Origin of the sequence: Acinetobacter yuyunsongii, assembly GCF_041021915.1 — a bacterium.
Lineage (GTDB): Bacteria > Pseudomonadota > Gammaproteobacteria > Pseudomonadales > Moraxellaceae > Acinetobacter.
Genome location: NZ_CP157435.1, coordinates 1,504,396 through 1,531,267 on the forward strand (window position 1 = coordinate 1,504,396; position 26,872 = coordinate 1,531,267).

Genomic DNA, 26,872 nt, shown 5'->3' on the forward strand with positions numbered 1-26,872 from the left:
CGAATAAGAATTTTTTCTCGTTCTTCATCTGTGATATATAGGACATGGTAGGCAATAAAAGTTTGGTGCTGATCAAGATCGTTTAATATTTAATAAAGAACTTCTAAAGCAGAATTACAGCAATTTTTGTCGTTGAACCAAATCGCTAAGCATCTTGGTTTAACTGATAGAACTTTACAACGCCAACTTGCAAATGAAAAAACAACATTTCAAATCTTACTTAGTGAAAGCCGTCAGGCAAAAGCAAAAACTCTCTTAAAAAAATAAATTATCCATTCAAGAGATTTCAAATCTTTTAGGCTATGCAGATATTTCTCATTTTTCACGTGCTTTTAAAAAGTGGACAAATATGACGCCAAGTAACTATAGAATGCCAAAATAAAGAAAATAGAATATCTAACTAATGCTATAATAATTGCGTATAATGTATATTATGTTAAATTGAGTACATGATACTTTAAGTTCATAAACCCTCTCACTAAACTACAAAACAATTACTTAGTTACTATTTTCAACTAGACTAAAATGACTTATGTTTATATTTTAAATAATTCATAAAGTTCTCGGAAAATTTATGTTCTTTATAAAAACAATTCGACTTTCAAAAAAATATTCAAATGAAAATAAAATCATTTTATTATTTGATGCAACAATATCAGCACCTTGCCTTTATCCTTTACTGTATTGTATGGGAAGTCTTCGATTTCAAAGTATAGCTACTCAACAATCAGATTTACTCGCAATTAAATTTTGGTATGAGTTTTGGTTTAAAAAATATAAAACAATTTTCTGTGAATCCTTTATCTCATCAGGATATGATCTAGAAATCTATTTAAGTGAAATTGATAACTTTATTGTTTTTCTAGAAAATAATAAAAAATTTGAGAATAATTTAATTCGTATTAGAGTAAATCCTGACATTAATTATATGACTATTACGCAACGTATACGATCATTGTTTAAATACTTTATTTACTTATTGGATGAATTCTGAATTTCCACTTATGTATTTAAGTACTTGTGAATATCTAGAGGAAAAATATTTTTTTCCCTTGACTGAAGATTTTCAGCATGAATGGAACAAAACATTTATTCATGAGCCTAGGCTTCATGACACATATCAATATTTTTTAGAAAGAGATAACACTGGTCAGTTTTACACATTAAATAGCCATAGAGCTAGATCTGCATATTTAAGAGTATTTGAGGTTGCTAAACTTCGTTATAGAATGCCCGAAGATTATGCTAATTTCTTCTCAATAAAAGCTTTGCCCCTTGAAACAGCATATTTAAATTTCTTACCATCTCGAGCGTCATGGTTTACAAAGTGGGATTCCCTAAATGAATACAGTATTGAAGCTCTCAAAGATTATCTTAGAAATTTAATTAAAGTTTGCAACACTAGTAATAAAGGTCAAATTCTGGGGGCTTTATCCTTTCCAATAGAAATTAGTCCTAATTTGCAACTAGACATCACTTGTACAATAATGAATGATAAAAATGAGGCAAGTGAGAGATCTCAAATCGTTTCTATTGGCTTAATATTAGAAAGAAATTTAGAGTTCAGATATATTGAATCTAAGACTACTTCTGATAATTTTTCCTTTGTTGGAACAGCTTTCCCACACCATAGATATGGTCATTGGTCTGTTGAACAGGATTCAAGAGGTATATACATCCCTATCATTCCTGACACTGAAATGAAAATTATAGGTCAATCAGATAATAATCTTATTAAATATCTATTAAATGATATGGAATTTGGTGTATCAGGTTATTGGAATGAAGAATGGAATAGAACTTATCCGTCTAAAATGAAACCCAAATGTGCGACTTACACATTGCTTTCTCCACAGTATTTTCAATCTATAGGAAATACTGAAACTGAATTTAAATATGTATGTAAGGTAAAAATTGCTTCAAAAGAACGGAACTATAGTGACTTTCAATTTGAAGAATTAACGATTGAAATTTAATTATTTGATAAAAGTTAGGTTTAACATGGAATCACATACCGTGTTTGCTGAATATATTTACGGAATTAGGCAAACAGCAGTCCAAATTGTTACTTAAATTAGAAAGGCTTGGGTGAGATTCTATTTTTAATTCCTACTATTTTAGGCGTTATTACTCCTAATTAATACCATGATGGTGTTTCATAAATTTTGCTTATAAAAACCCGCCAAGTGGACGGGCTCCAACTATACAAATTTTTAAGAAATTGTAACTTCAATAACATATGCGGGTATTGTTTTATCAGGGTATTGAAATTTACCCACACTATACGAATCGTTAATTAATGTTTTACGCACTATTTTTAAATTTGCTCTTGCACCAAATAAAACCTCTTTTTCATGTCCCAAGTTTGAACCATTATTCCTAAAAACATAGACCTTCGTTCTAGGGTTAACTGCATATAAAACATAAAGATGGATTTCACCTTGATCATAAGCTTTGCCTTTAAACTCAGCTTCTCTTAAAGCAACTTGTGGGCACAGTGTTGTAGATAAAGGTTTAGATGTATTAAAAGCAAGTACACCACTGCCAAAAAGATAACCTCCATGGAAAAAATATTGCCCCTCTGATGGTAAACAACCAACATTTATTACTTCATTGTTAACCATGTCTAAATCACAATTTGGGTAAGATTTCTGATACCTTGCAATATTTTTTGGAACACTTGAAGGCATCCTACTACGCCAATTCTTAAATACGTAACTTTTATTCAATGAACTTTCAATAAAATTATTTAAGGCCCCATCTGCTCCTCTTTCTACCATATGCTTAGCGGCTTCAAAAGGGTTAGATATACTTTTCTCTAATCTATCCTTTACACCCCAGTTAATCTCATAGGGGGTATGCTTACCACTTAATTTTTCATCCAGACTCAACTCTATTCGAGACCAAATATCATAAGGTGGATTAAACCCATCAAATAGAGGTAACAACATTTTTTAATTCTCATCATGGTTAATGTCTAATTTAAATTTCTGTTTTTTGTTTACAATCAATACATATCCATGTATCAAGTTCTCCGTCTTTTTCCCATTCATGAAGGGTTAAAGAATATTCTTCAAATGAATTTGAACATGCGCAACAATGAGTTTCATACCATTTTTTTCGATCTTCAATCTCGGATTCAATATGTGAGATTTTATTTTTAAACGTTGGTATGGAACTTCTAATTGCTTCTAATTCATCTGCAAATCTTTTCAATTGGGCTTCATAAGCTTCTAGTTTAAACAGTTCACTTGAGAGCTTGGTTCGAGCAGTTTCTAGTTCGTCAATTCCAGTGCTATTAACCACTAATTTCATCTCATTCGAAGTAAGTCTTGACTCTAAATATTTTGACACCTCTTCATATTCACCCCATGTTTCCACAAATGTAATATTATTAGAATATTCACCTAACCTTTCTGAAATATGATCTACTTCATCAAATGGACAACAAATAATCTCGATGTCTTTATAGTGAAATTCAAATCCTTCCTCATTCGGATATCTCCATTCTCTTTCCCACATAAATCCTTGGTTATCGGCATCGTGATCAAGAGGTGTCATAAGAGGAGCAATAGAGTTATACAATGCCAAGTCTTCCGAAGTCATAGAGAAGCTTCGTAAAGATGCAATCATCCTTAGTAATTTTTTATCTATATATAGAGCAGGACGTACACCACAATCCGCTAAAGATTTTTTTGAGAAACCGATACCATATCTTAGATCTTTTAACCATCTGTCATGACTCTTATGCCTAAAAAAATCGATAGAGAAAATAGGTGTCTCTGTGAAACACACAATTTTATGGCCATACCAGTTAGATTGACTTTGAGTAGGTTTTGAAGCATCAATTTTTCCATGAAATTCTTTAGTACTACTTTCAAGAATGCTTTTAATGGCATTCTCAGTTGTCATATGTACTAAAAAAGGAGACATATCACTTTTTTCAAAAGGACGTAGCTCCAAAGTTTTAGTATTAATTTTATGTTTTGACCAAGGATAATATTTTCCAACTTCTTTTATTGAAGGTAATGTCATACCAAATACTTTTGAATTAAAAAGATATTTTGATTTATAGGAGCAGGTATTTCAACTTTCTAATACATTAAAATATTCACATAGTTTGGCAGAGCTGTAAATTTATATTGAATATTTTTCTAGTATGACCGCCCTTAGGCGGTGTATCCCATCAAAAAATTTTGCCATGATGGCTATTACGATATGGTGGACGCATAATTTTTAACTATGAATGTGAATTTTGTACCTACATAGTTCGATAAATTTTTGTATTTATTTAAGATTTAATGAAATTAAAAATCTACCAGGATTCTAGAAATGCAGCCCTATCTATTGAGCTATCACGGCTCCATAAAGAAAGTTTAGAGATTCGGTCGAATGAACTATTAAATATTTTAGGTTCATGAACTATGATTGTTTAATTAAATCAATATATCTTTATAAGATATTGTAAAGTATAAATTAAACTGAAAAATTATTTATGAACTAGACTTTAGGTAAACATAAGTGCAGTAGAATATCTAAGACTGTGGTCTACACAACACTGTTTGTTGTCATAGCTTAGTAATGTGATGATCTAAGATTATACATCACGTTACTGACTATCCTATGATACTTATGCTTCGTAATGCTGACCTATTTCAACTCACTCAGGTTATAATGATGGTCTCCCCAAAATATTTTTGATCTATTTATTATGAATGCCTCAAATGACCCTCTACATGGCAAAAAACTTGCTGATATTTTGGATGAATTATTGGATTACTACGGTGGCTTTGAAGGCTTAAGTCGTAAAATTGAAATTAGATGTTTTTGCATAGATCCAAGTGTTAAATCATCTTTGCGATTCTTGCGTACCACACCATGGGCACGTGAAAAAGTAGAAAGCTTATATTTGTACGTCTTACGCCAAAAAACCAAACAGAAATCTTAGCTATCAAAACCCCAGCCTTAGCATTTTAATCTAGGCTACACAGCTTTGTTACATAGACTTAAACTTTACCATTGATCTCATTCTGATGGTTTAATAATCTTTCTCACAATGTGCTCATGAGTTGGTACGAGTCCTGCTTTCAATCCAAGTGGTTTAAAGACCTTGTCTAAAACAGATTGAGTAAGTTTTCCTTTGTCTTGCTCAATATCAGTTAATGTCCTGCGACTTATGCCGACTAAATTTGCATATTGTTCCTGAGACATACTCAGAATGTTTTTTCGTAAATACGCCAATAATTGTCCTAATGTTATTTCATTCAATAAGTACTGCATATATAGATCAATAAGAACTTGCTGACGATCTTGAGTCTGATTTTTTATATTCATAATAGTTCCCATCTTTCTAATTTAGCTTCAACATAGTCGAATGAAAGCGCTGGCATCTCCACAATTTGTTTTGGTACACCTTTATCTATTAATCTTTGTTTTAGCCCAACAAGATTACTTGCCAAAGATTTTAATGTCGTTAGAGACAAATTCGGATCGCATAAATGTGCTAGCTTTTGAGTAATTTGCTCCCATCGATATTCTCCTCCTTCCTCATAAGGACTTCCCCAAGTTGTTGACCGTGTAACAACCTCTGGGTCAGCTTTCATTGGAGCGAAATCATAAATTGGAGCAAGCGAAATTTTGCCAGATTTTTTTAGAAATGAAGTATTTCGCCCATGATTATCAGAATTACCAAAAATAATATTCAATAAGTCCCTTTGTAACCATTCACAAATGAATTGTGTCGAATCAAATTCGGAATCAATAGATATCAGTAACTTACATAGATTCTCAATCACCTCAAAATGATTGAGATGACTACCTGAAGCTTTATTTAATACAGAATAAACAGATTCAAGCCCATGACGTTGCCATTGTTGATTGTGCCATTCGACATCAAATCTTGGCAGCCATAAAGATGGATATTTTTCACCTTCAATCAGCTTCATTTCTGTTGTTTCAATGGTATTGAATCCCAACTCTTTAAGCTCTTGATAGTAATAGTATTCTGCTCTGAGAATATTACAGTCTATCTCAGCACGATTATTCCGAGGAAATTTAACTAGATAGTGTTGATCAGGTTGATCAAAGTTTTGTTGATAAGTATCAATCCAAATATTTTGATCTTTTGTAGCACGAATTAGTAATTTTGGAGCTTCACCACCTGCTCCCGTTGCACCACCACTAATTGCCCCCATTTGCTGTGCATATTCAAGAAAATCTACATTTCGATCAGCAACATCACTTTGACTAAAATAACGTAAATGTAGAGTGGAGTCAGGATTGATTACTGGCAGAGCTTCTTTAATTCTCAAGTTGCCTACGGGTGCAATGCCACCTTTTTCTAATAAAATACTATCTTGCTCAGCATGCGTTAGTCTTTGTAGACCTAGAAAATTCACCCAATAACGGCGCGCAGCACCAGATGGAACAATATCATCTAAAAAACCAAACCATGACTTAGATTCATGTTTTATAAGTATTTGTATAGGTAGTGATAAACTACAGGCATGCTCATCTCTTTTATCCAAATTATGGATTGCGTATTCCAACTCGTAAGCTAATTCACTAGCACTTGCTGAGCCTAGTTTCGGTTCTAATAGCGTAAGTTCAGCAATATCAAACCAACTTTGATCAAGTAACGCCTGTATTGTTAATTTTTTCATTGATATGAATGAGCAATTATTTTCTCAAAAATACTCTATTTTTTTATATTTGTGAATATATTTGCGCAAAATTCTTTTTTATGTAAGTTTTTGAGCATAAATTTGCTCATAACGATCTATGGAAAGTATCATTCTCAGTATCTATTTAAAACACTTTATTTCATTGTTATAAGGCATGAAAAGATAAATGTTTGAAAAATACGATTCAACCTATCGTTGTTAACGTGATCGAACTGTGTATCATTAAACATAATTTCTTTTTGATAAACTTCTTTTTATGAAGAATGCATTTTCTGACCACAAGCAAATTAGCATGGTTTCTAGTTTCTCCGAACTTGTCGGTTCTAATTTTCAAGGAGATAGAAATGCGATTTGTTGGTATAGAAACCTGAATGGAGATTTTCAAGAAATCGTAAAACAGCTTGAACTAAAGGAAAATATCACTGAAGTTTCTATTGATGACCTATTGGGATTGCAACTTTCCGAACAAGGTCATTTAGCAAGAGAAATCATCTTAAAAGATATGCAGCTATTAAGTGATTTCGGAGCTTCACCTACCCTTAACTTAATTCAAAATTACGAACGTGATGATGAGTTAAATTTTATTTCAACTGATGTGTATTCATTTCATGTTGATCGTTCCCCTATCCCAACTGATACTTTTTTATGTACTTATTACGGCGCAGCAAGTGAAATTTTGCCAAGCGATCAAGTTAAGCAAAAAGTTTTGATTCCCGAAATCAGAGAGAAACTGAAAGAATTACATCATGGCTCAGAAGCTGAGTTTGAAAGTTTTCTACAAGATTATTTCTTCGATTTACATTACCAGCCGCTTCCTGATGCAAGACCTTTAAACTTAGGTTTAGGACATCTTTGGCGTCTAGCAGTTGATCACCCAATGCAGCACGTTTTACCTTGTGTTCATAGGGCACCTATTGAAAATGAAGGCGAATATAGACTACTCTTAATTTGTTAATTATTTATATTTCAAATGGTTAAAAAATAAATCTATTAAACTCTAGTACATAAAAGCCCATACATGATGGGCTTTTATTAGCCAGAAAGAGATTCACTTAATTCTAAAATATCCCTTTAAACAGGAAAAAACATCCGACAAACAACAGTAGTACAGCAAAGCATTTTTTTAACATTTGAGGTGATAAAGCATGTGCCACTTTGGCACCTAGCTTTGCAGTGAAAAAGCTCATCGCACTGATACCCAGAAATGCATAAACATGAACAAAACCAATGCTATTCGGAACATTTATTTGTTCTTTCATACCAAATAACATAAACCCTAGCGCACCTGCGATTGCGATAGGTAAGCCACATGCAGCAGATGTTCCAACTGCTTTTTGCATGACTACACCGTGATGATTTAAATAAGGTACGGTTAGACTGCCTCCACCAATACCAAAAATTGCTGATGCTATGCCTATTCCTGTACCTGCGAACACCTGTTTAGTCGTTGATGGAAGGACTTTATTCTGATCTATTACTTTTTTGGCTCCAATAAACATTTGGTATGCAACCCAAATCACAAAAACACCAATAATCAGTTGCAAGTGTTCCCTTGATAGTAATCCTGCAATACCCGCACCAAAAAATGACCCAATGACTAAACCAGGAGTCAGATTTTTGAATACAGGCCAAATTACTGCACCATTTTTATTATGCGCCATTAATGAGCTGATAGACGTCACAATAATCGTGGCTAATGAAGTACCCAAAGCAAGATGCATCACAACTTCAGGATCATAGCCCATTTGTGTAAAGACAACATATAAAAGCGGTACAATGATCAGCCCACCACCTACACCAAAAAGTCCAGCAGCGAATCCCGCTAATGCACCTATAGCTAAAAAAATGATTAATTCCACGACATACTTACTTGATTGAAGGTTAATATTAGATGAATAGCGAATGTTGGTTTAAGCAACTTCAGTCTCACCTACTTGGTGATAAGCACGATTAAAATACACCAGACTATGATGTTCATGCTGACTTTTTTGAATAGCAACTGTACGGCAAATAAAAATAGTATGTGTTCCTACTTCCTGAATTTGTTCAATCTGACAATCAAAACTGACAAGAGCATCCTCTAAAACAGGTGCACCTGTTTTTAATTTAGTCCAAGTTCCATGTTTAAACCGCTCTTCAGACGTCAACTTAGAAGAAAACACATTAGAAATATGCTGATGTTGTGCGCCTAGAACATTCACAGTTAAAGTTTCATTTTCAATAAAATGTGCATGTGACCTAGATGCTGTATTCATACACACCAATAATGTCGGAGGTGTATCCGTAACGCTACATACAGCAGATGCGGTAAATCCATGACGACCAGATGCTCCCGCTGTAGTCACCACATTCACTGCACTTGTCAGTAAAGACATCGCATTTCTAAAGTCATTTGCTTCAATCATCATCTGATTCCTAAATTGAACTGTAGCTTTTCTTTAGATTAAGACCTAACACACACTTGCGTCACATTTGCACATCTAAATCATTTCAAACCGAATGGGCTGCTAACTAAATTAATAAGTAGCCCATTCGATATTTCCTAATTGCTAAATACTAAACGGCGAGCTCTTTTCGGATAATTTCTGCACCTGCACTTAAGGCATTCAGTTTGCCGCGTGCTACTTCACGAGATAAAGGCGCCATTCCACAGTTAGTAGATGGATAAAGTTTATCGGCATCGACAAACTGAAGCGCTTTGCGTAGCGTATCTGCAACCTCATCCGCTGTTTCAATATTATTGGTTGCAACATCAATCGCACCAACCATGACTTTTTTACCACGGATCAGTTCGATGAGATCCATTGGTACACGAGAGTTTTGGCATTCAAGTGAAACGATATCAATTTTAGACTTTTGAAGCTTAGGGAAAGCTTCTTCATATTGACGCCACTCTGAACCCAAAGTCTTTTTCCAATCTGTATTGGCTTTGATGCCATAGCCATAGCAGATATGGACGGCTGTTTCACATTTAAGACCTTCAAGCGCTCTTTCTAATGTTGCAACACCCCAATCATTCACTTCATCAAAGAATACATTAAATGCAGGTTCGTCAAATTGAATAATATCAATACCCGCAGCTTCCAATTCAAGCGCCTCTTGATTAAGAATCTTGGCAAATTCCCAAGCCAGTTTTTCACGGCTTTTATAGTGACCATCATATAACGTATCAATCATAGTCATTGGACCTGGAAGCGCCCATTTGATTGGTTGTGTTGTTTGGCTACGTAAAAACTTGGCATCTTCCACGAAAACTGGCTTTTGGCGAGAGACTGCACCGACTACAGATGGAACACTTGCATCATAACGATTACGGATACGAACTGTTTCACGCTTCTCAAAATCTACACCATCAAGATGCTCGATAAATGTGGTGACAAAATGTTGGCGAGTTTGCTCACCATCGCTCACAATATCAATTCCCGCATGGATCTGTTCTTGTAGAGATAAACGCAGAGCATCTTGCTTCGCTTCGATTAATGCCTCACCCTCTAATTTCCAAGGTGACCAAAGTTTTTCAGGTTCTGCAAGCCATGAAGGTTTTGGTAAGCTGCCAGCCGTTGATGTTGGTAATAAAATTGCCATTTTAAATCTTCTATCTCTATTTCAGGTAAATTAAGCAGCGTTACTTTGTACGGTGTAGTTAGCAGCCCATTGTTCAAGGATGTTTTGATAAGGTTTGATAAAGTTCTCTTCCGTCCATTTACCTTGTTTTACTGCCAATTGACCACGCTCTACACGGTCGTAAACGATTCGTGTTAATGAGTAATCTGGGTACTCTAAACTTGCTTGATACACTTGTGCTGCTGAAGAATTTGCATTGTAAATTTCAGGGCGATAGATCTTTTGGAAAGTTTCCATCGTGCTAATTGCGCTAATCAGTTCAAAATCGGTGTAATCACGTAATAAATCACCCGCAAAATAGAATGCTAAAGGCGCAACACTTCCTTTCGGCATGAAGAAGCGAACCTGTAAGCCCATTTTATGGAAATATTCATCTGTACGTGAATATTGATCTTGCTTATATTCAACACCTAAAACTGAATGCTCATTAACAGTACGCTGATAAGTCCTCGCTGTTGAAACACTTAAACAAATGACAGGTTGTTGATTAAATTCAGCCTTAAAAGTATCTGAATTTACTAAATATTGATAAAGCTTACCGTGTAAATCACCGAAACCTTCGGGTGCATACGAAGTTGAGTTCTCTTTATTATGTTCTTTCAGTACCACACTAAAATCATAATCACGTACATAAGACGAGAAACTATTGCCAATCATACCTTCAATACGTTGATTGGTATGGTGATCGGTAATGGTGCTTTTCAGCATTTCAATGATTGGAAAAGTTTTACCATTACCTTCAATATCTAAATCTGCAGAAATAATATCGATTTCAAGTGAATAACGATCACCATTTGGATTATCAGTTTGTGCTAAAGCATTGAAACGATTATTAATCATTCGAAGTGTATTACGAAGATTCTGCTCTCGACTTTCACCGCGTGCTAAGTTGGCAAAATTAGTCGTTAGACGTGTGCTATCCGCTGGTTGATAGTTTTCATCAAAACGAATGCGTTTAATTGAACATGCAAACTCTTTACTCATGATGATTGGTATCCTAATTTTTGCGATAAACCGTAAACTTCTTTATGTTGTAATTTATACTCGAATCATCAAATGAATAAAAATGATTTAATCTAACCAAAAGATGAATAAAATTCATTGTTGTGTGTTTTTATGGGTTTCAGTGCTCTAACCTGAACGAGCTTCATCATGAGCTGAAAAACTATCAGGATATTGATTGAATTATTGCTATAAGGACGTGTTTGTAATTTGGAATTATTCTTTAGATAATGACATACAATGTTTTGTTTCTATTTTTTGTTTACAACGATATAAAAACTTGAATTTTATTAATCCAATAGCAGAATCTCGTAAAAAAGACGATCTAATTTCAAGTCAGATCGTCTTTATTCATATCAGTGAATTGGATTTAAAAATTCACAGTCCAAGACAATTGTGCAGTGCGTGGAGCGCCTAGGAACAAATAATCATCCCCAAAGAAGCTTCCCGCATCTCTCCAATATTTTTTATTAAATAGATTATCTACATTGAATCTTAACGTGTTTTCATAGCCATTAGTTTTAAAGTTATAAGCTGCACCAGTATTAAAAACTGTGTAGCTTGGAACTTTTACGCTGCCTATTTTATTGGCATATTTACTGCTACTGTATTGTATGCCAGCGAGTAAACGTAATCCTTCAACTTGGGTAACTTGGTATGAGATATAACTCGCCAAACGTACAGTTGGTACATTTTGAGTTTGATGACCATCATATTCAGATGATTGTATGTCTTTTAAGCGTGAACGGGTCAGTGCCAAAATCGATGTCATATCTAGGTTTTGACCAATACGCCCTTGTAGACCAAGTTCTAAGCCGAGGTTATGTTGTTCACCATCTTTTACGAAATCATTTGAAGTATTGGTATGTTGATTATCTTGTTTTAAATCAAATAATGCAGCTGAAAAAAGTAAATCTTGCCACTGCTGCTTAAATCCCAATTCATATTGCGCTGAATGTTTAGGTGCTAATGTCACAGAAGGATTGTTTGCAAACCACGGTGCTTGTCCGCCGTCACTTAATCCTTTGGCATAAGAAGCATAGATATGAGTCTTTTCCCCAGGCTGATACATCACAGCAAATTGAGGTAAAAAGCGATTAAAGTTAGTGTCACGAATATTATTACCAGATGCATTATAAGCATCTTCATTTAAATGCAGTAGTTTTCCGCCTGCTAGAATTGACCATGCTGTATTAAATTCAACTTGATCAAGTAAATTTAATGCTGTTTGCTGACTGTTTAAAGATTTGTAGTGATTGCCCAAAACCGCGCCTGATGGAGCAAAGTCCACAGTATCAGTGTAAATATTCCCTGTACCGACAGCTTGGTTAATCGCATCATATTGCGCATGTCGTTTATAAGTTTGTGATAATTCTAAACCCAACTTATGTTGCCATGATCCTGTACTAAATTGACCATTTAAGACTGCTTTAAATTGATTGGTCAGGTAACTGTCATCAGGACTGCGGAAGTCATAAATATCATAGTTACCATTTTGATCAAAGGTATAGGCAAACGCTGAATAATCATCCACCACAACACGACTTTGAGAAGCACTTAGATTTGCTGACCAATCTTTATTGATTTGGTAATTATATTTTAAGCCTGTGTTTAAACTTTGGTTAATGACAGGTTGGCTCCAACTTTGATAGCCAAGTAAACGATCCCACTCTACGCCAGTAGGTACGGTTTTACCATCAAGCAACTGATAACCAGGTACTGAACGCTGACGTTGACGCTGTGATTCGATATCAAGTTCTAATTTTGAACGATCTGATATATTCCAGTCTAATGCTAAAGAACCAAATAAGCGTTTACCATTGGCATGTTCTACATACGGATGGATTTCCTCATGCGCCAAATTTATTCGATAACCCAATTGCTGCTCATCTAAAAATCCACCAAAGTCCGCTGCGATACGATTACCGCCATGACTATCTGCATCAACGGTCATTGAACGGATGTCTTTAGGGCGTTTGCTTACATAATTAACCACACCCGCAGGTGTTGACATACCACTTTGAATGGCACTTATACCCTTTAAAATTTCGACTTGTTCTTTGTTTTCAAGTGCGACATTTTGCTCACCGCGAAGTAAGTTACCATTGAGCAAGTAGCTTGAACCAAGGTTCAGTGCGAAACCACGCATCATAAAGTTTGAGTAATAGCCAATTGGGGCGTAACCATCACCTACCGCAGCATCGTTTTTCACAACATCCGTTAATGTTTTCGCATGTTGATCAGCAATTCGCTCAGCCGTCACTGCATGAATAGATGCAGGAATCTCAGCAATATTTTGTTGAGTAAAACCAGATAAATTCACCTTTGGTTGAAAATATACGCTTTCTGCTGCTTGGGCGTTTACTGTGATTGTTTCTAATTGGGATACCTTATTTTTATCTTCAGCATGTACCAATACTGAGCTTAGCCCTAGGCATGAAAATGAACCAACTGCCAGTAACGCTTTGTGTAAACGAGAAAATGTAAATGGATATGTTTTCACAGTAATTGCCTAACCCCGAAAGATAATCTTATAGTCTAAATTTTCGGGCATGAGTATTCACAATTTTCTATGATTGAACAAGTACGTTTTCCACCATCTATCTAATATTTTTAAATGTTCTGTATACCGTAGGTAGAGACAGAGCATATGATCAAAATGTTTTTAATCGGCATTATTTAAAAAATCCCAAATCACGCCGTGCCCACCCGTGTAATAAATTACATCATAGTCTTCCCAACAGTGGACTAACGATATAAAAGTGCATGATCAACATGCACTTTTTAAAGGTTCAACGTTTAGCTTGTATTTATACAGCTACTCCGACAGCCTTTGCACGCGCTTGATGCAATTTCTTATAGCTATCAATCAAACGTAAATGGCGATCAAGCCCTTCAAGTTTCATACTTGTTGGTGTGAGACCATAGAAACGAACACTCCCTTCAACAGATCCGATGACTGCATCCATACGTTCGTTACCAAACATACGACGGAAATTCGTTTCATAGTCTTCTAATTCCATCTCATCATCGAGCAATACTTCAAGTACTACGTTCATGCATTGATAGAATAGTCCGCGTTCAACGGTATTGGTATTGTATTGTAAGAAGGTTTCAACCAGTTCTTTGGCTTCTTCAAACTGTTCTAATGCAATATAGATCAATAGTTTGAGCTCAAGAATAGTCAACTGTCCCCACACGGTATTGTCATCAAACTCAATGCCAATCAAGGTCGCGATTTCAGTATAGTCATCTAATTCACATTCTTCTAAACGTTCGACCAAAGCTTCAAGTTGAGTCTGATCCAAACGATGCAGATTTAAAATGTCTTCACGGAATGCCAACGCTTTATTAGTGTTATCCCAAATTAAATCTTCGACCAAATAAATTTCAGAATAATCTGGAACTAAGATACGACATGCTGTTGCACCTAAATGCTCATAGACAGCCATATATACTTCTTTGCCCATTTCTTCCAAAATGCCAAACAATTCAGCCGCTTCTTCTTCATTTGAGTTTTCACCATCATTGGTGAAATCCCACTCGACAAAGTCATAGTCTGATTTTGCACTAAAGAAACGCCATGAAACTAAGCCACTTGAGTCAATAAAGTGTTCAACAAAATTATTTGGTTCAGTGACTGCTTCACTTTGGAAGGTTGGTTGAGGAAGATCATTTAAACCTTCAAAACTACGCCCTTGTAAGAGTTCGGTTAGGCTACGTTCCAACGCAATTTCAAAGCTTGGATGTGCGCCGAATGAGGCAAATACGCCTCCCGTACGTGGATTCATCAGTGTCACACACATCACTGGGAAATCACCGCCCAAAGAAGCATCTTTCACTAAAACAGGAAAACCTTGTTCTTCTAAACCTTGGATGCCCGCCACAATACTTGGGTATTTTGCTAATACTTCTTGAGGTACATCAGGTAAAGCAATTTCACCTTCTAAAATTTCACGTTTAACAGCACGTTCAAAAATCTCAGATAAACATTGAACTTGTGCTTCAGCCAAAGTATTACCTGCACTCATTCCATTACTCAGGTACAAATTCTCAATCAGATTCGATGGGAAATACACAATCTCCTGATCTGACTGACGCACAAATGGCAACGAACAAATACCCCGCTCTGTATTGCCTGAGTTGGTATCATATAAATGTGTACCGAGTAATTCATTATCTGGGTTGTAAATTTCAAGACAATATTCATCCAAAATTTCTTTTGGTAATTTACCTTTCGGACCCGGTTTGAACCACTTTTCGTCTGGATAATGTACAAATTCTGCATTGGCAATTTCTTCACCCCAGAACTGATCATTATAGAAAAAGTTACAGTTCAAACGTTCAATGAACTCACCTAAAGCTGATGCTAAAGCACTTTCTTTGGTAGAGCCTTTACCATTAGTAAAGCACATTGGTGATTGTGCATCACGGATATGTAAAGACCAGACATTTGGAACAATATTACGCCAAGATGCAATTTCGATCTTCATCCCTAGATTCGCCAAAATACCAGACATGTTGGCAATAGTTTCTTCTAGTGGTAAATCTTTCCCTGCGATATAAGTGCTGCTTTCTGAAGTCAGACTTGGCATCAACAGAGCTTGCGCATCCGCATCAATACTTTCGACTTCTTCAATGATAAATTCAGGACCCGTTTGAATTACTTTTTTAACGGTACAACGATCAATTGAACGTAAGATGCCTTGACGGTCTTTTTCAGAAATATCAGCGGGTAATTCAACTTGAATTTTGAAAATTTGTTTATAACGGTTTTCTGGATCAACAATATTGTTTTGTGACAAACGAATATTATCGGTCGGAATATCACGAGCTGCACAATATACTTTAACGAAGTAAGCTGCACATAATGCTGATGATGCTAAAAAGTAGTCAAATGGACCCGGTGCAGAACCATCACCTTTATAACGAATGGGTTGGTCAGCGATAACTGTAAAATCATCGAACTTGGCTTCTTGTCGAAGATTGTCGAGATAATTAACCTTGATTTCCATGCTGGCACCTAAATATTGTTATGTGTCAGCACTGACACATAAAATTTCAAATATTGATCAATAACCCGAATCGCGGATAAGAAATTGATTAAAAAGAGTAGCTAGAGTCACTCATTCATCTGAACAAAAAACGGACTCTAGTCATAATGGGCGCTATTATAGAAGTATTTTATGTAATTGATAACTTTTGTCTGTTTTTCTAGCCTATTTATGAACAATTAAATCCGCCTTACTTCCAAGTGAATAGCCACCAAAATTCTAGACACACATAACCATCTTTTGATGGGCCTTTTCATAATCTAATGAAGAACGCTGAAGTATTCAAAAATATATTTATAAAAATCTAACGACTCTTATGGAAGGTTATTATTTAAAACCTAATAAAACTGACTTGAATCCAACATCTGTAAAGTAATTTTTTTCACTTCATCACGACTTTGCATGATATGTGCTTCAATCGCCTGAATAGCGTCATCTACTTTACGATTAAAAATATAACCCAGTATTTTTTGATGCTCCTGATAAGTCGCTTCAACGCGATAATCTTTTGAGAAGTCTAAACGACGAATAATACGGATTCGCTCACTCAAATCACGATGAATTCTCGCCATTTCATTATTTCCAGAGGCACGAACTAAAGCACAATGGAAATCTTCATCTTGTTGTGACAGTTGTTTAATGTCTTTTAGATATTGTTGTGGTTCAATCAACCATAAATCTTTTAAAACGGATAACTCAACCGAGTTTTGATGATCCATCTGACAAAGTTTACGAATCGAATCTTTTTCTAATACGATCCGCACATCATAAAGTTCTTCATAATAACGAAAATTGAGCGGTCGGATTTGCCAACCGCTACGAAAACTCACATCAACATAACCCTCTTGTTGCAAACGATACAGCGCTTGTCGGATTGGGGTACGACTTACATCATAAGCTTTTGCAACTTCAGATTCAGTGAAACGTTCACCCGGCATCAATTTGAAATCAAAGATATCATTCTTGATGCGTTGGTAAACCAGCTCAGACAAATTGTCTGAGCTTTTTGTTGTTTTTATTTTGGTTTCTTTCATGCAACCTTGCCTTATTCCATATAAACCAATGGTTCACCACTATGTACGGTTTGCCCTGCTCTACAAATAATGGCTTTTACAATGCCATCTTCTTCTGCATAAACAGGAAGTTCCATTTTCATTGCTTCAATAATAGCAACAGTTTCACCTTTTTTAACCTCTTGACCATGTTCAACAAAGATTTTCCAGATATTACCTGTCATCGATGCATTTAATGATGCTAAATGACTGTAATCAGCATGGTTATTTTCTTGAATCTGTTCTTCAGGTTGAGCTGCAAACTCCTCTTTCCAGCGATCCACTTCAGTTGTGAATGCTTGTTGTTGCTTAGCTTTAAACTCGGCAATACTTTCAGCTTCATTCTCTAAAAATTTTACATAATCCGCATAATCGAATTCAGTTTCCTCAATCTTGATCTCAGCACGACCATTTTCAAAGTCAGCACGCCATTGATTGAGTTCTTCTTCTGTCACTTCAAAATATTTAATTTGATCGAAGAATTGTAAGAACCATTGTTTATCACCAAATTGTTTGTTTTTCTTAAACTTATTCCAGATTGGTAGTGTACGCCCAATTAATTGATAGCCGCCCGGTGAATCCATGCCGTAGATACACATGTACATACCACCAATACCAACTGTTCCTTCGGCAGTAAAGGTACGCGCTGGATTATATTTAGAACTGAGTAAACGATGGCGTGGGTCAACTGGCACAGCACAAGGTGCAGTTAAATACACATCACCCAAGCCAAGAATTAAATAGTTCGCATCAAAAATAATATCTTTAACTTCATTTCGATCTGCCAAGCCATTAATGCGTTGGATAAAATCAACATTATTTGGCAACCACGGTGCTTTAGAGCAAACACTTTCTTGATAACGTTCAACTGCGCCTAAAGTGGCACTATCTTCAAATGCCATCGGCAAATGTACGATACGAGATGGGATTTTTAATTGGCTCAAATCACCCATCTCTTCTTCGAGTTGAATTAATTGGGCAATCAATTGTGATTGTGGAATAACTAAGCCGTCGTATTTAATCTGTAGTGAACGAACACCCGGTGAAAGTTCTAATACGCCTGCAATTTTTGCATCATGAATCATTTGAATCAGTTGATGCACTCGTAAACGCAAAGCTAAATCTAAAACATTTTCGCCGTATTCTAAGAGAATATAACTATCACCTGCTTGACGATACACTGTTTTTGGCGACAATTCCGTTGGTTCACGTTGTGCCAAAATCGTACTGACAACTTCTTGAATTGGCTCAATCGTTTCTACAACTTTACTTGCTTCCGCAAAGTTTTGGATATTTTCAATTTGCTGACGTTCAAGTTCATTGGCTTGTTCAACGCTAATCGGATAAAAACGGATTTTATCATCGGCTTTGAGTTGTCCCACTTTCCAAAGTTCTGCTTTGGCAATCGTCACAGGACAAACGAAACCGCCTAAACTTGGACCATCTTTTGCCAGAATCACAGGGAAATCGCCTGTGAAGTTAATTGCACCGATCGCATATTCACAGTCATGCACATTGGATGGATGTAAACCTGCTTCACCACCATTTTCTCGTGCCCAGCTTGGTGTTGGTCCTGATAAACGAACACCTAAACGATTTGAGTTAAAGTGAACTGTCCACTCTGATGCAAAAAACTCTTCTACATATTCAGGTTTAAAGAAATCTGGTGCGCCGTGCGGGCCATATAACACCGCAATTTCCCATTCATTACTATATTCAGGAATCAATTCAGCCGACAATGCCTGAGGTTCATCGTGAGCAAGTGGCAACTCTGTGCTCGCAAATGCTGGATCAACCATTTTAATCATATCGCCGACACGCAAGGTACGCCCTGCATGACCACCAAAATTACCAAGTGCAAAGGTAGAACGACTGCCCAAATAAACAGGAACATCCAAACCATTACGCACGGCTAGATAAGTACGGCAACCTGATTCAACTTGACCGATTTTTAGAATTTGTCCTGCTTTAACTTCTACAGGCTTCCAAAAATCAATTTCCTGATCATCTAACAACGCAGTACAGCTTGCACCCGCCAAAGCAATGATTGTATCTGTATGAAACTTTAAAGTCGGTCCAACTAAGGTAAACTCAAAACCTGCGGCTTTAGCATCATTGCCGACAATACGATTCGCCAACTGGAAAGCATAATCATCCATTGGACCTGATGGTGGCACACCAATATCCCAATAACCTGTACGACCCGGATAATCTTGAATTGAACTCAACGTTCCTGCTTGAACCACTTCAATCACGTTTGGCGTGTAGTTGAAATCATCCAGCATCCGTGTCCAGATTTGCATATCATCAAAACGCTGATCGGAAATAATCGCACGGGCATAATCCAGATTGGTGCTAATACCATTCAAGCGTGTTTCAGCCAAAACGGTTTTAAGTTTTTCAATCGCAGCCGCACGATCATCGGCATGTACAATGATCTTGGCAATCATCGGATCAAAATATTGTGAAATTTCAGTACCTGTTTTGACCCAAGTATCGACCCGAGTGCCCTCTGGAAAACTCACTTCGGTCAACACACCAGGACTTGGTTGGAAATTTTTTACAGGATCTTCGGCATAAACTCGGACTTCAATCGCTGCACCTTTAGGCTGAATATTGCTGAGATATGCCCAATCAAGTTCATCACCAGCAGCCACTTTGAGCATGCATTCAATCAAGTCTAGACCTGTCACCATTTCAGTGACTGGATGTTCAACCTGTAAACGTGTATTCACTTCTAGAAAATAAAACTCATCTCGATTGGCATCGTAAATAAACTCTACTGTTCCTGCACTACGATAATTAACGGATTTCCCGAGTTCTATCGCTGCTTGATGTAGTTTTTTACGTGTCGCTTCAGGTAAATTCGCCGCAGGCGTTTCCTCTACTACTTTTTGGTTACGACGTTGCAAAGAGCAATCACGCTCACCAAATGCAACGACTTGTCCTTTTCCATCACCAAAAATTTGCACTTCAACATGACGCGCTTTATCAATAAAGCATTCAATAAATACGCCAGCGTCTTTAAAGAATTGTTCTCCCAAGCGTTTGACACTTTCATAAGCATCGGTCAAGGCTTGTGGCGTATCACAACGGGTCAAACCAATACCACCACCACCAGCGGTACTCTTTAACATGATTGGATAACCAATTCGATCTGCGGCAGTCATTGCCTCTTCTAAACTATCCAACAATCCTGTTCCCGGAGTCATTGGTACATTTGCCGCAGCCGCCAATTCACGGGCACGATGTTTTAAACCAAATTCTAAAATTTGCTCTGCCGTTGGTCCCATAAAGGCAATATTATTTTCTTCGCAAGCGCGAGAAAAATCAGCACTTTCAGACAGAAAGCCATAACCAGGAAAGATTGCCTCAGCACCAGTTTGTTTAGCTGCCTGAATTAATTTTTCGATACTCAAATAAGTATCGGCAGGCTTTAAACCGTCTAATGCAATTGCAATATCAGCATCTTCAACATGTTGCGCATAACGATCACTATCCGAATACACAGCAACACTGGTTACACCTAATTTTTTAAGTGTGCGAATCGCTCGAACAGCAATTTCACCACGGTTTGCAATAAGTACAGTTTTAAACATGATGATTTCCCCCAATTAATTCGCTGTGTTTGCTGCTTGGCTGTTACGATGCTGGATATAGGCTCTCCATCCACCAAAATGACTAATATTCTCTGCATCATCTATGCCATAAGGCTCACAGATAAAACCTTTCACCCAGCGCCCATCTTCTAGTTCGACATTACCCATCCCTAAAGGTGTCGGAATTTCAGCCACAAATTCACCAAATCGAGCAGTTGGAACATCCCAAAGTTCTACAATGATGCTTTGTCCATCTTGCTGACGCGCTAAGCCGGGTTTCGGTGGAACAGTACCGTTCAATGCATAAAGTGCATAATTTTGAGAGGTTGTTGTGGTTTCGATGTGCACAGCATCACGTGTGGTGAGCTGAAAATTCAGCGGCATACCTGTCAAATGAGCACCGACGACTGCAACACGAATATGATGTTGCGAAATAGGTGTAGCAGAACTTAAAGTTAGCGTTTTATCCAATACCCCTAATTTCAGTGCAAGATAGTTTTGCCAAGCTTTACCGAAATGAACCAATGCCGCATCATGCCAAGCTGGGGCAATTAGAGTAATCCCAAATGGCAAATGATCAGCTCTAAACCCTGCTGGCAAAGCAAGCGCACTGAGATCGGCTAAATTGGTAAAATTGGTATATGTTCCCAAATGAGCGTTATATTCAATCGGATTTTGTTGAAGCTGCCCAATGGTATAAATTGTAGGTGCAGTTGGAACAATTAAGGCATCAAAATCAGCCAATCTTTGTTGGATTTTTCGAGTTAAATCTTGTTTTAAATATTCTGCATTATAGGCATCCACCGCTGAATATTTTTCGCCGTTTTTAATAATTTCTAATACCGTTGGATCAAAGTCCTCAGTATTGTTGTTGAGTAAATCTTCAACGGCTGCGGTACGTTCTGCCACCCATGAACCTTGATATAGTTGCGCTGCCAGTTGCTCAAAATCTGAAAAATCAATTTTAGTGATCTCAGCGTTTAATGACTCAAGTAATTGGATTGTTTGCTGGAATACTTTTTCTGATTGCTCATCACCAAAGAAATTTAACTTTTCTGGGATAGCAAATTTTAATTTGCTAGAGAAATGCGCTGGCACATTCTTTGGATGCTTACGTGAATAGCTGTCCAATGGATCATATGATTCTAAAACATTTGCAACCAAGTCTGCGTCTACAACGGTTAAAGCAAAGATCGAAATACAATCTAGACTTTTACATGCAGGCAATAAACCACGATTTGAAAACCGCCCTTTGGTTGGTTTTAGCCCAACAATATTGTTAAATGCCGCTGGTACACGTCCAGAACCTGCGGTGTCTGTACCTAATGCAAATGGGACAAATCCACGAGCAACCACACTTGCTGAACCAGAACTTGAGCCACCACTGACATATTTAGAATTAAATGTATTTGCAACAGCACCATATGGAGAGCGAGTTCCTACTAAACCTGTTGCAAACTGATCAAGATTAGTTTTACCAACTACGATTGCACCTGCTTGCTTCAACAAACGCACTGTTTCAGCATCTTCTGCTGCAACAGTAGTTAAAGCTTTACAAGCTGCGGTAGTTAAAAACCCTGCAACATCAATATTATCTTTCACTGCAAACGGAACGCCGTAGAGTGGAAATTGTTTTTCTAAACTTTCAGCTTCTTTGCTTAATTCATTGAGAACTTGAATTTGCTGTTCAATCTGTTCTAACGTCGCAATTGAAATCCATGCATTATCTTGAGGATCAATTAATGCAACTAAATCTTTTAAAGTATTGAGTTGGATCTCATTTTTCGAATAAGCTGTTTGCCACTCTGAAATTGTCCAACCTAAAGTTTTTATTTCATGCATTTTATGAATCCCATCTTGTATACAAGTTTGAATTTTAAAATGCAGAATCCATGCCAATTTATTTTAAACATATAAATCAGATGTTTATATTATTTTATAGATATACTATTTTTTCTAATTTTCATCTTGGTGCTTAAAAGGCTTTGTTTTAATGCAAATGCTCCATGATTTAGCAAATAGCATTTTTGTTTATCAAAAGTTGCTCAAATTCATATTTAATCAAACCGCTTATTTCTTTGATACATTTACAGAAAGATTGGGTGAAAATCTTAGCCAAAATTCCAAAGCCTGTATTCAAGATCAATGATTTTAGATGGATCAAATACCCAAGAATGATGGAAAATCTAATCTAAACGCATTTCAAACAGGCACAGCCCCTCAATCTCTAAAGGCATCTTGATATTTTCAAAAGCTGCCGCTTTTAAAGCATCGATATACTCCTGTTTGTTCATATAAAGCTGGTCATTTTGCATGGCATGAGGTGCATATAGATGATCACAAACCAAGTAACAACCTTGAGGTTCTAATAAGGTTGTTACTTTTTTATGTAAATCAGCAGCATATTTTTATGTCGAAGCTCATGCAATGCCTGATGAATGATAATAAAGTCATATTTTTGATTTACAGCATTTTTCCACTCAGGCTCTTTAAAGTTTCCAATGAAATAATTGGCTCTTGCCCGTTCAGAGGAGGTTAACTTCTGTTGAGCAAGCTGATGCATAGCCTCAGAAAAATCGAAAGCGGTATATTGAATATTGGGCAATTGCGACAATAAATGTTGCGCTAAAAATCCTGGCCCTGCTCCCAAGTCCAGAATATGATCTTGATCAGAAGCATGAGTTCTAATCAAATTGGCATAATAATCAAAGAAATCCTTTCTCCACGGGCGTTTCACATTCGCCGTGTCTTACCATTCTACAGCATCATCATGATTGCGTAAGTGAATTGGACTGGCAACATCGTTCATTCATTTCCCCTCCTTTTATAGTTAAACCAAACCAATTTGTTCAAAGAACTGTTTGTAAACATCCGCTTTTTTTTCGAGCGCCAATGGATAGGCCCGTGATGATGAGGGCAAGCGATATAAGCTTAGCTCACGATTGTCATAATTCACCTGTACAGATTGACCGATCATGGGCTTGATAGGTTGATCTGGAAAATGCTGCATCAACGTATCTGTGGCCTTGTCTCCCGTTGTCATAATGGTATGGCACATTGGTATTTGCTCAAGCAAAGCTGACAAATCGGTTGGAGTCACAATTTCCAAGAACTTGTCTGAGGCATTGCCCTGCAATCGTTTAATTTGATAGGCCGTATCAAATATCCCAATTCCAGCTTGAGACAAAAACTCACGGATTTGACTTTCCTTAAAATTTTTATTAGGTAAATCTAAAAAGTGGTTTTTATCACTGAAAAAAATCAGACCAAATATTCTCCACATATCATTTTGATAGTTTGGATAATAGAAGTTCATCTTCCACCGATTCTTAGGTGGTGGAAAACTCCCCAGCATCAGCAGTTTTGCATTGCCAGGCAAAAATGGAGTGAGTGGATGGGTTTCTACTTCTATCATCGTGCCGCTAAAAAATACCTGTTCACTAATAATTTAAGCAGCTCAGGATGCAAATTACTACGATAAACATCACCTTTCTATCTCTTAGTGTTGATTATCATATCTGCATCAAATTCGCCCCACTTCAAAATAAGAAATTAAATTCTTGTCAAACTGCTTGAGTTGTCACGATTTCCCCACGAACCACTTGTCCACACGTCATGATTGTCTAAAGATTAAATCTTGTTTTTAAGTTATGAGATAGTCTTATTCCCCAAATTTTTAAAATTCACTTAGGCTATTTATATAGTTAAGCTAAAAGAATCCTTATTACCAAAAACAAGGTTTCCTAAGATAAGTCTAGGATTTGAAATAATTTAGCGGTAATTTCAGATAACGTATTCCATTCGATTCTGGTTCAGGAAAACGTCCTGCATCCATATTGATTTGAATAGACGGTAGAATTAGTTTTGGCATTGTTAATTTTGCATCACGCACCTGACGCATCCGCACAAAATCCTGCTTGGTGGTTGTGGCATTTAAATGAATATTGCCCTGCTTTTGTGCTTGAATACTGGTTTCATACACAAACTCAGTTCTTCCATCAGGCTTATAGTCATGGCAAAGAAAAACGCGAGTCTGTTCAGGTAACTTATAAAGCTGCTGCACAGAGTCATATAAAATTTCCGCACTACCTTTTGGAAAGTCACAACGCGCTGTCCCATAATCAGGCATAAACAATGTATCACCGACAAAAACAGCATCACCAATCACATAACTCAGACAGGCTGGCGTATGGCCTGGAGTTGGAATATTGTAGGCATCCATCTCACCAATCTTAAAATGTTCATGATCCTTAAATAGGTAATCAAAGGTTTGATGGGTATTAAAATATTTAAGATCAATATGATAGATTGCACTAAAAATTTCCTGCACAATTGCAATCTTTTCACTCATGGCAATTTTGCCACCTACCCTGCTTTTTAAATATTGTGAGGCAGTTAGATGATCCGCATGGACATGAGTTTCTAAAATCCACTCCACCTTGAGCTGGTTTTCTTCAATGTATTGAATAATTTCATCTGCACCATGAGTTGATGTTGAAGCCGATGCCGCATCATAATTCAATACACTGTCAATGATTGCACAAACCTTTGTACCTGGGTCAGTAACCACATAGCTGAATGTATTGGTATCCTGATCAAAGAATGCCTTGACTTGAGGTTGCATAAGTTTGTCTCCTATCGTTCAGCCCAAAAGCGATGGATAAACATTCCCACCAGCATTGCAGCAATAAAATACCAGGCTTGTGAATAACCTAGTCCAATCAATGTAATTGCAGGTGCGGGACAGATTCCGGCAATGCCCCAACCAACTCCAAAAAGACTCGACCCAACTATTAATTTTTTATCAATTTGGGTACTGATTGGTAATGATATTTCTTCACCAAAAATCGTTTTCGGATTTCGAATCGCTTTTTGAAATGGAAGAATCGCCACAATGATTGCACCTATCATCACGAACATCAAACTGATATCCCATTTTCCAAAAATATCAAGAAAACCTAAAACTTTTTCAGGATTAGACATTCCTGAAACCAGCAAGCCTAGCGCAAACAAGCTACCAAATAAAAAAGCAAGTGCATTCTTCATAGCGCAACTCCAAAGATATGACGAATAACATATACAGTTATTATTCCAGCTAACATGAATGTAACTGTAGCAATCATGGAGCGTATAGATAGGCGACTGATCCCGCAGATCCCATGCCCACTTGTACAGCCTGAACCCAAACGAGTACCAAAACCAACCAATAAACCAGCAATAATCAATCCAATTGGAGATGATTTAATAACAATCTCAGGTGTTATAAATATCTGATAAATAAATGGTGTGATCAGTAGCCCCAATAAGAACCACATAGCTGAGCTTCGAACCAATAGCTTGGGTTGTAACACTTGTGCAAGCAGACCACTGATGCCTGTAATACGACCATTCACATATAAATAGCCAACGACTGCAAGCCCTAAAATTCCACCACCGATTAAAGCAGAAATAATGCTAGACATAATTGATCCGCAAAAAAAACATTATATATTTTTATATTATATTATTAAGTATAATAATTAAAGCTCTTTATTGTTACAGAATTTCTATTCAAATTCAGCCAATACCCTCCCAACAAATCAAATAGGAAAATCATTTACAAGATAATTTAACTTGCGTAATTCTGCTTTTTCACCATTTGAAGATTTATATCTGAAATCTGCATTAAAATATGCCTCGATATGCCAGAGTAACAAATAATCTTTAATTTTGCTTTTCCCAGACCATTCGAATTCTAGAGCTAATTTGCCGCATCAAAATATACAATAGCCTGTTTTTCTTGGGTTTTAGGACATGTTGATTTATTTTTTAATGATACCAATTTCAGCTCTCAGTGATTATTCCAATAAAAGATGATT

The 26,872-nt window shown here is 36.6% G+C and carries 20 protein-coding genes and 3 pseudogenes; 5 read left to right on the top strand and 18 right to left on the bottom strand.

Features of this window, described 5'->3' with window-relative positions; all coding sequences use genetic code 11:
- Positions 1 to 123: 123 nt before the first annotated feature.
- From ABLB98_RS07195 to ABLB98_RS07205, 3 genes and pseudogenes are all read left to right on the top strand, one after another.
- Positions 124 to 382: pseudogene (locus ABLB98_RS07195) on the top strand (helix-turn-helix transcriptional regulator); the annotation flags it as partial.
- A gap of 192 nt (positions 383 to 574) precedes the next feature.
- Positions 575 to 991: pseudogene (locus ABLB98_RS07200) on the top strand (hypothetical protein); the annotation flags it as partial.
- A 13-nt stretch (positions 992 to 1,004) separates the two neighbouring features.
- The gene (locus ABLB98_RS07205; RefSeq protein WP_348882551.1) at positions 1,005 to 1,976 is read left to right on the top strand and encodes a hypothetical protein; all 972 of its coding nucleotides are present in this window, start codon (positions 1,005 to 1,007) and stop codon (positions 1,974 to 1,976) included.
- 237 nt (positions 1,977 to 2,213) lie between these two features.
- On the opposite strand, the gene ABLB98_RS07210 is transcribed toward ABLB98_RS07205, so the two are convergent.
- Positions 2,214 to 2,951, bottom strand: a complete 738-nt coding sequence (locus ABLB98_RS07210) for a hypothetical protein (RefSeq protein ID WP_348882550.1) — start codon at positions 2,949 to 2,951, stop codon at positions 2,214 to 2,216.
- A 31-nt stretch (positions 2,952 to 2,982) separates the two neighbouring features.
- Positions 2,983 to 4,035: a hypothetical protein gene (locus ABLB98_RS07215; RefSeq protein WP_348882549.1), complete on the bottom strand. Its 1,053-nt coding sequence runs from the start codon at positions 4,033 to 4,035 to the stop codon at positions 2,983 to 2,985.
- A gap of 676 nt (positions 4,036 to 4,711) precedes the next feature.
- Between ABLB98_RS07215 and ABLB98_RS07220 the strand changes: the two genes are divergently transcribed.
- Entirely contained in the window at positions 4,712 to 4,948 is a 237-nt protein-coding gene (locus ABLB98_RS07220; RefSeq protein ID WP_231765221.1) for a VF530 family DNA-binding protein, read from the top strand.
- 77 nt (positions 4,949 to 5,025) lie between these two features.
- Here the strand turns inward: ABLB98_RS07220 and ABLB98_RS07225 are convergent, their stop codons facing one another.
- Positions 5,026 to 5,334, bottom strand: a complete 309-nt coding sequence (locus tag ABLB98_RS07225; protein ID WP_249571037.1) for a helix-turn-helix domain-containing protein — start codon at positions 5,332 to 5,334, stop codon at positions 5,026 to 5,028.
- Positions 5,331 to 6,662 (bottom strand): type II toxin-antitoxin system HipA family toxin, encoded by a 1,332-nt coding sequence (locus ABLB98_RS07230; protein WP_249571038.1) that lies wholly within the window; start codon positions 6,660 to 6,662, stop codon positions 5,331 to 5,333. The genes ABLB98_RS07225 and ABLB98_RS07230 overlap by 4 nt, the downstream gene beginning before the upstream one ends.
- Before the next feature lie 277 nt (positions 6,663 to 6,939).
- Between ABLB98_RS07230 and ABLB98_RS07235 the strand changes: the two genes are divergently transcribed.
- Positions 6,940 to 7,638 carry a DUF1826 domain-containing protein gene (locus ABLB98_RS07235; RefSeq protein WP_249571039.1) on the top strand — a complete coding sequence of 233 codons (699 nt, stop codon included), beginning with the start codon at positions 6,940 to 6,942 and terminating at the stop codon, positions 7,636 to 7,638.
- 103 nt (positions 7,639 to 7,741) lie between these two features.
- Here the strand turns inward: ABLB98_RS07235 and ABLB98_RS07240 are convergent, their stop codons facing one another.
- The 14 genes and pseudogenes from ABLB98_RS07240 to ABLB98_RS07305 form a co-directional block, all read right to left on the bottom strand.
- Positions 7,742 to 8,542 carry a sulfite exporter TauE/SafE family protein gene (locus ABLB98_RS07240; RefSeq protein WP_208727795.1) on the bottom strand — a complete coding sequence of 267 codons (801 nt, stop codon included), beginning with the start codon at positions 8,540 to 8,542 and terminating at the stop codon, positions 7,742 to 7,744.
- 51 nt (positions 8,543 to 8,593) lie between these two features.
- On the bottom strand, positions 8,594 to 9,088 hold the full coding sequence (locus ABLB98_RS07245) for a flavin reductase (protein ID WP_348882564.1): 495 nt from the start codon (positions 9,086 to 9,088) through the stop codon (positions 8,594 to 8,596).
- A gap of 151 nt (positions 9,089 to 9,239) precedes the next feature.
- Entirely contained in the window at positions 9,240 to 10,268 is a 1,029-nt protein-coding gene (locus tag ABLB98_RS07250; RefSeq protein ID WP_348882548.1) for a methionine synthase, read from the bottom strand.
- Between the two features lie 30 nt (positions 10,269 to 10,298).
- Positions 10,299 to 11,291 (bottom strand): DUF1852 domain-containing protein, encoded by a 993-nt coding sequence (locus ABLB98_RS07255; protein WP_087544982.1) that lies wholly within the window; start codon positions 11,289 to 11,291, stop codon positions 10,299 to 10,301.
- A gap of 388 nt (positions 11,292 to 11,679) precedes the next feature.
- A complete protein-coding gene (locus tag ABLB98_RS07260; protein ID WP_348882547.1) occupies positions 11,680 to 13,812 on the bottom strand; it encodes a TonB-dependent siderophore receptor in 2,133 nt (710 codons plus the stop codon).
- Positions 13,813 to 14,119: 307 nt separating this feature from the next.
- A complete protein-coding gene (locus tag ABLB98_RS07265) occupies positions 14,120 to 16,324 on the bottom strand; it encodes an OsmC domain/YcaO domain-containing protein (protein ID WP_348882546.1) in 2,205 nt (734 codons plus the stop codon).
- A 377-nt stretch (positions 16,325 to 16,701) separates the two neighbouring features.
- Positions 16,702 to 17,397: a GntR family transcriptional regulator gene (locus tag ABLB98_RS07270; RefSeq protein WP_348882545.1), complete on the bottom strand. Its 696-nt coding sequence runs from the start codon at positions 17,395 to 17,397 to the stop codon at positions 16,702 to 16,704.
- Positions 17,398 to 17,408: 11 nt separating this feature from the next.
- Positions 17,409 to 21,014 (bottom strand): urea carboxylase, encoded by a 3,606-nt coding sequence (gene uca, locus ABLB98_RS07275; RefSeq protein WP_348882544.1) that lies wholly within the window; start codon positions 21,012 to 21,014, stop codon positions 17,409 to 17,411.
- A gap of 15 nt (positions 21,015 to 21,029) precedes the next feature.
- Entirely contained in the window at positions 21,030 to 22,856 is a 1,827-nt protein-coding gene (atzF, locus tag ABLB98_RS07280; RefSeq protein ID WP_348882543.1) for an allophanate hydrolase, read from the bottom strand.
- 344 nt (positions 22,857 to 23,200) lie between these two features.
- Positions 23,201 to 23,823 (bottom strand): annotated as a pseudogene (locus tag ABLB98_RS07285) (class I SAM-dependent methyltransferase).
- A 21-nt stretch (positions 23,824 to 23,844) separates the two neighbouring features.
- Entirely contained in the window at positions 23,845 to 24,429 is a 585-nt protein-coding gene (locus ABLB98_RS07290) for a uracil-DNA glycosylase family protein (protein ID WP_348882542.1), read from the bottom strand.
- A gap of 339 nt (positions 24,430 to 24,768) precedes the next feature.
- The gene (locus tag ABLB98_RS07295; protein ID WP_249571045.1) at positions 24,769 to 25,638 is read right to left on the bottom strand and encodes an MBL fold metallo-hydrolase; all 870 of its coding nucleotides are present in this window, start codon (positions 25,636 to 25,638) and stop codon (positions 24,769 to 24,771) included.
- Between the two features lie 11 nt (positions 25,639 to 25,649).
- The gene (locus ABLB98_RS07300) at positions 25,650 to 26,060 is read right to left on the bottom strand and encodes a DUF6691 family protein (RefSeq protein WP_087546894.1); all 411 of its coding nucleotides are present in this window, start codon (positions 26,058 to 26,060) and stop codon (positions 25,650 to 25,652) included.
- Positions 26,057 to 26,476, bottom strand: coding sequence for a YeeE/YedE family protein (locus ABLB98_RS07305; RefSeq protein WP_087546895.1), 420 nt, complete (start codon positions 26,474 to 26,476; stop codon positions 26,057 to 26,059). The genes ABLB98_RS07300 and ABLB98_RS07305 overlap by 4 nt, the downstream gene beginning before the upstream one ends.
- Positions 26,477 to 26,872 lie beyond the last annotated feature (396 nt).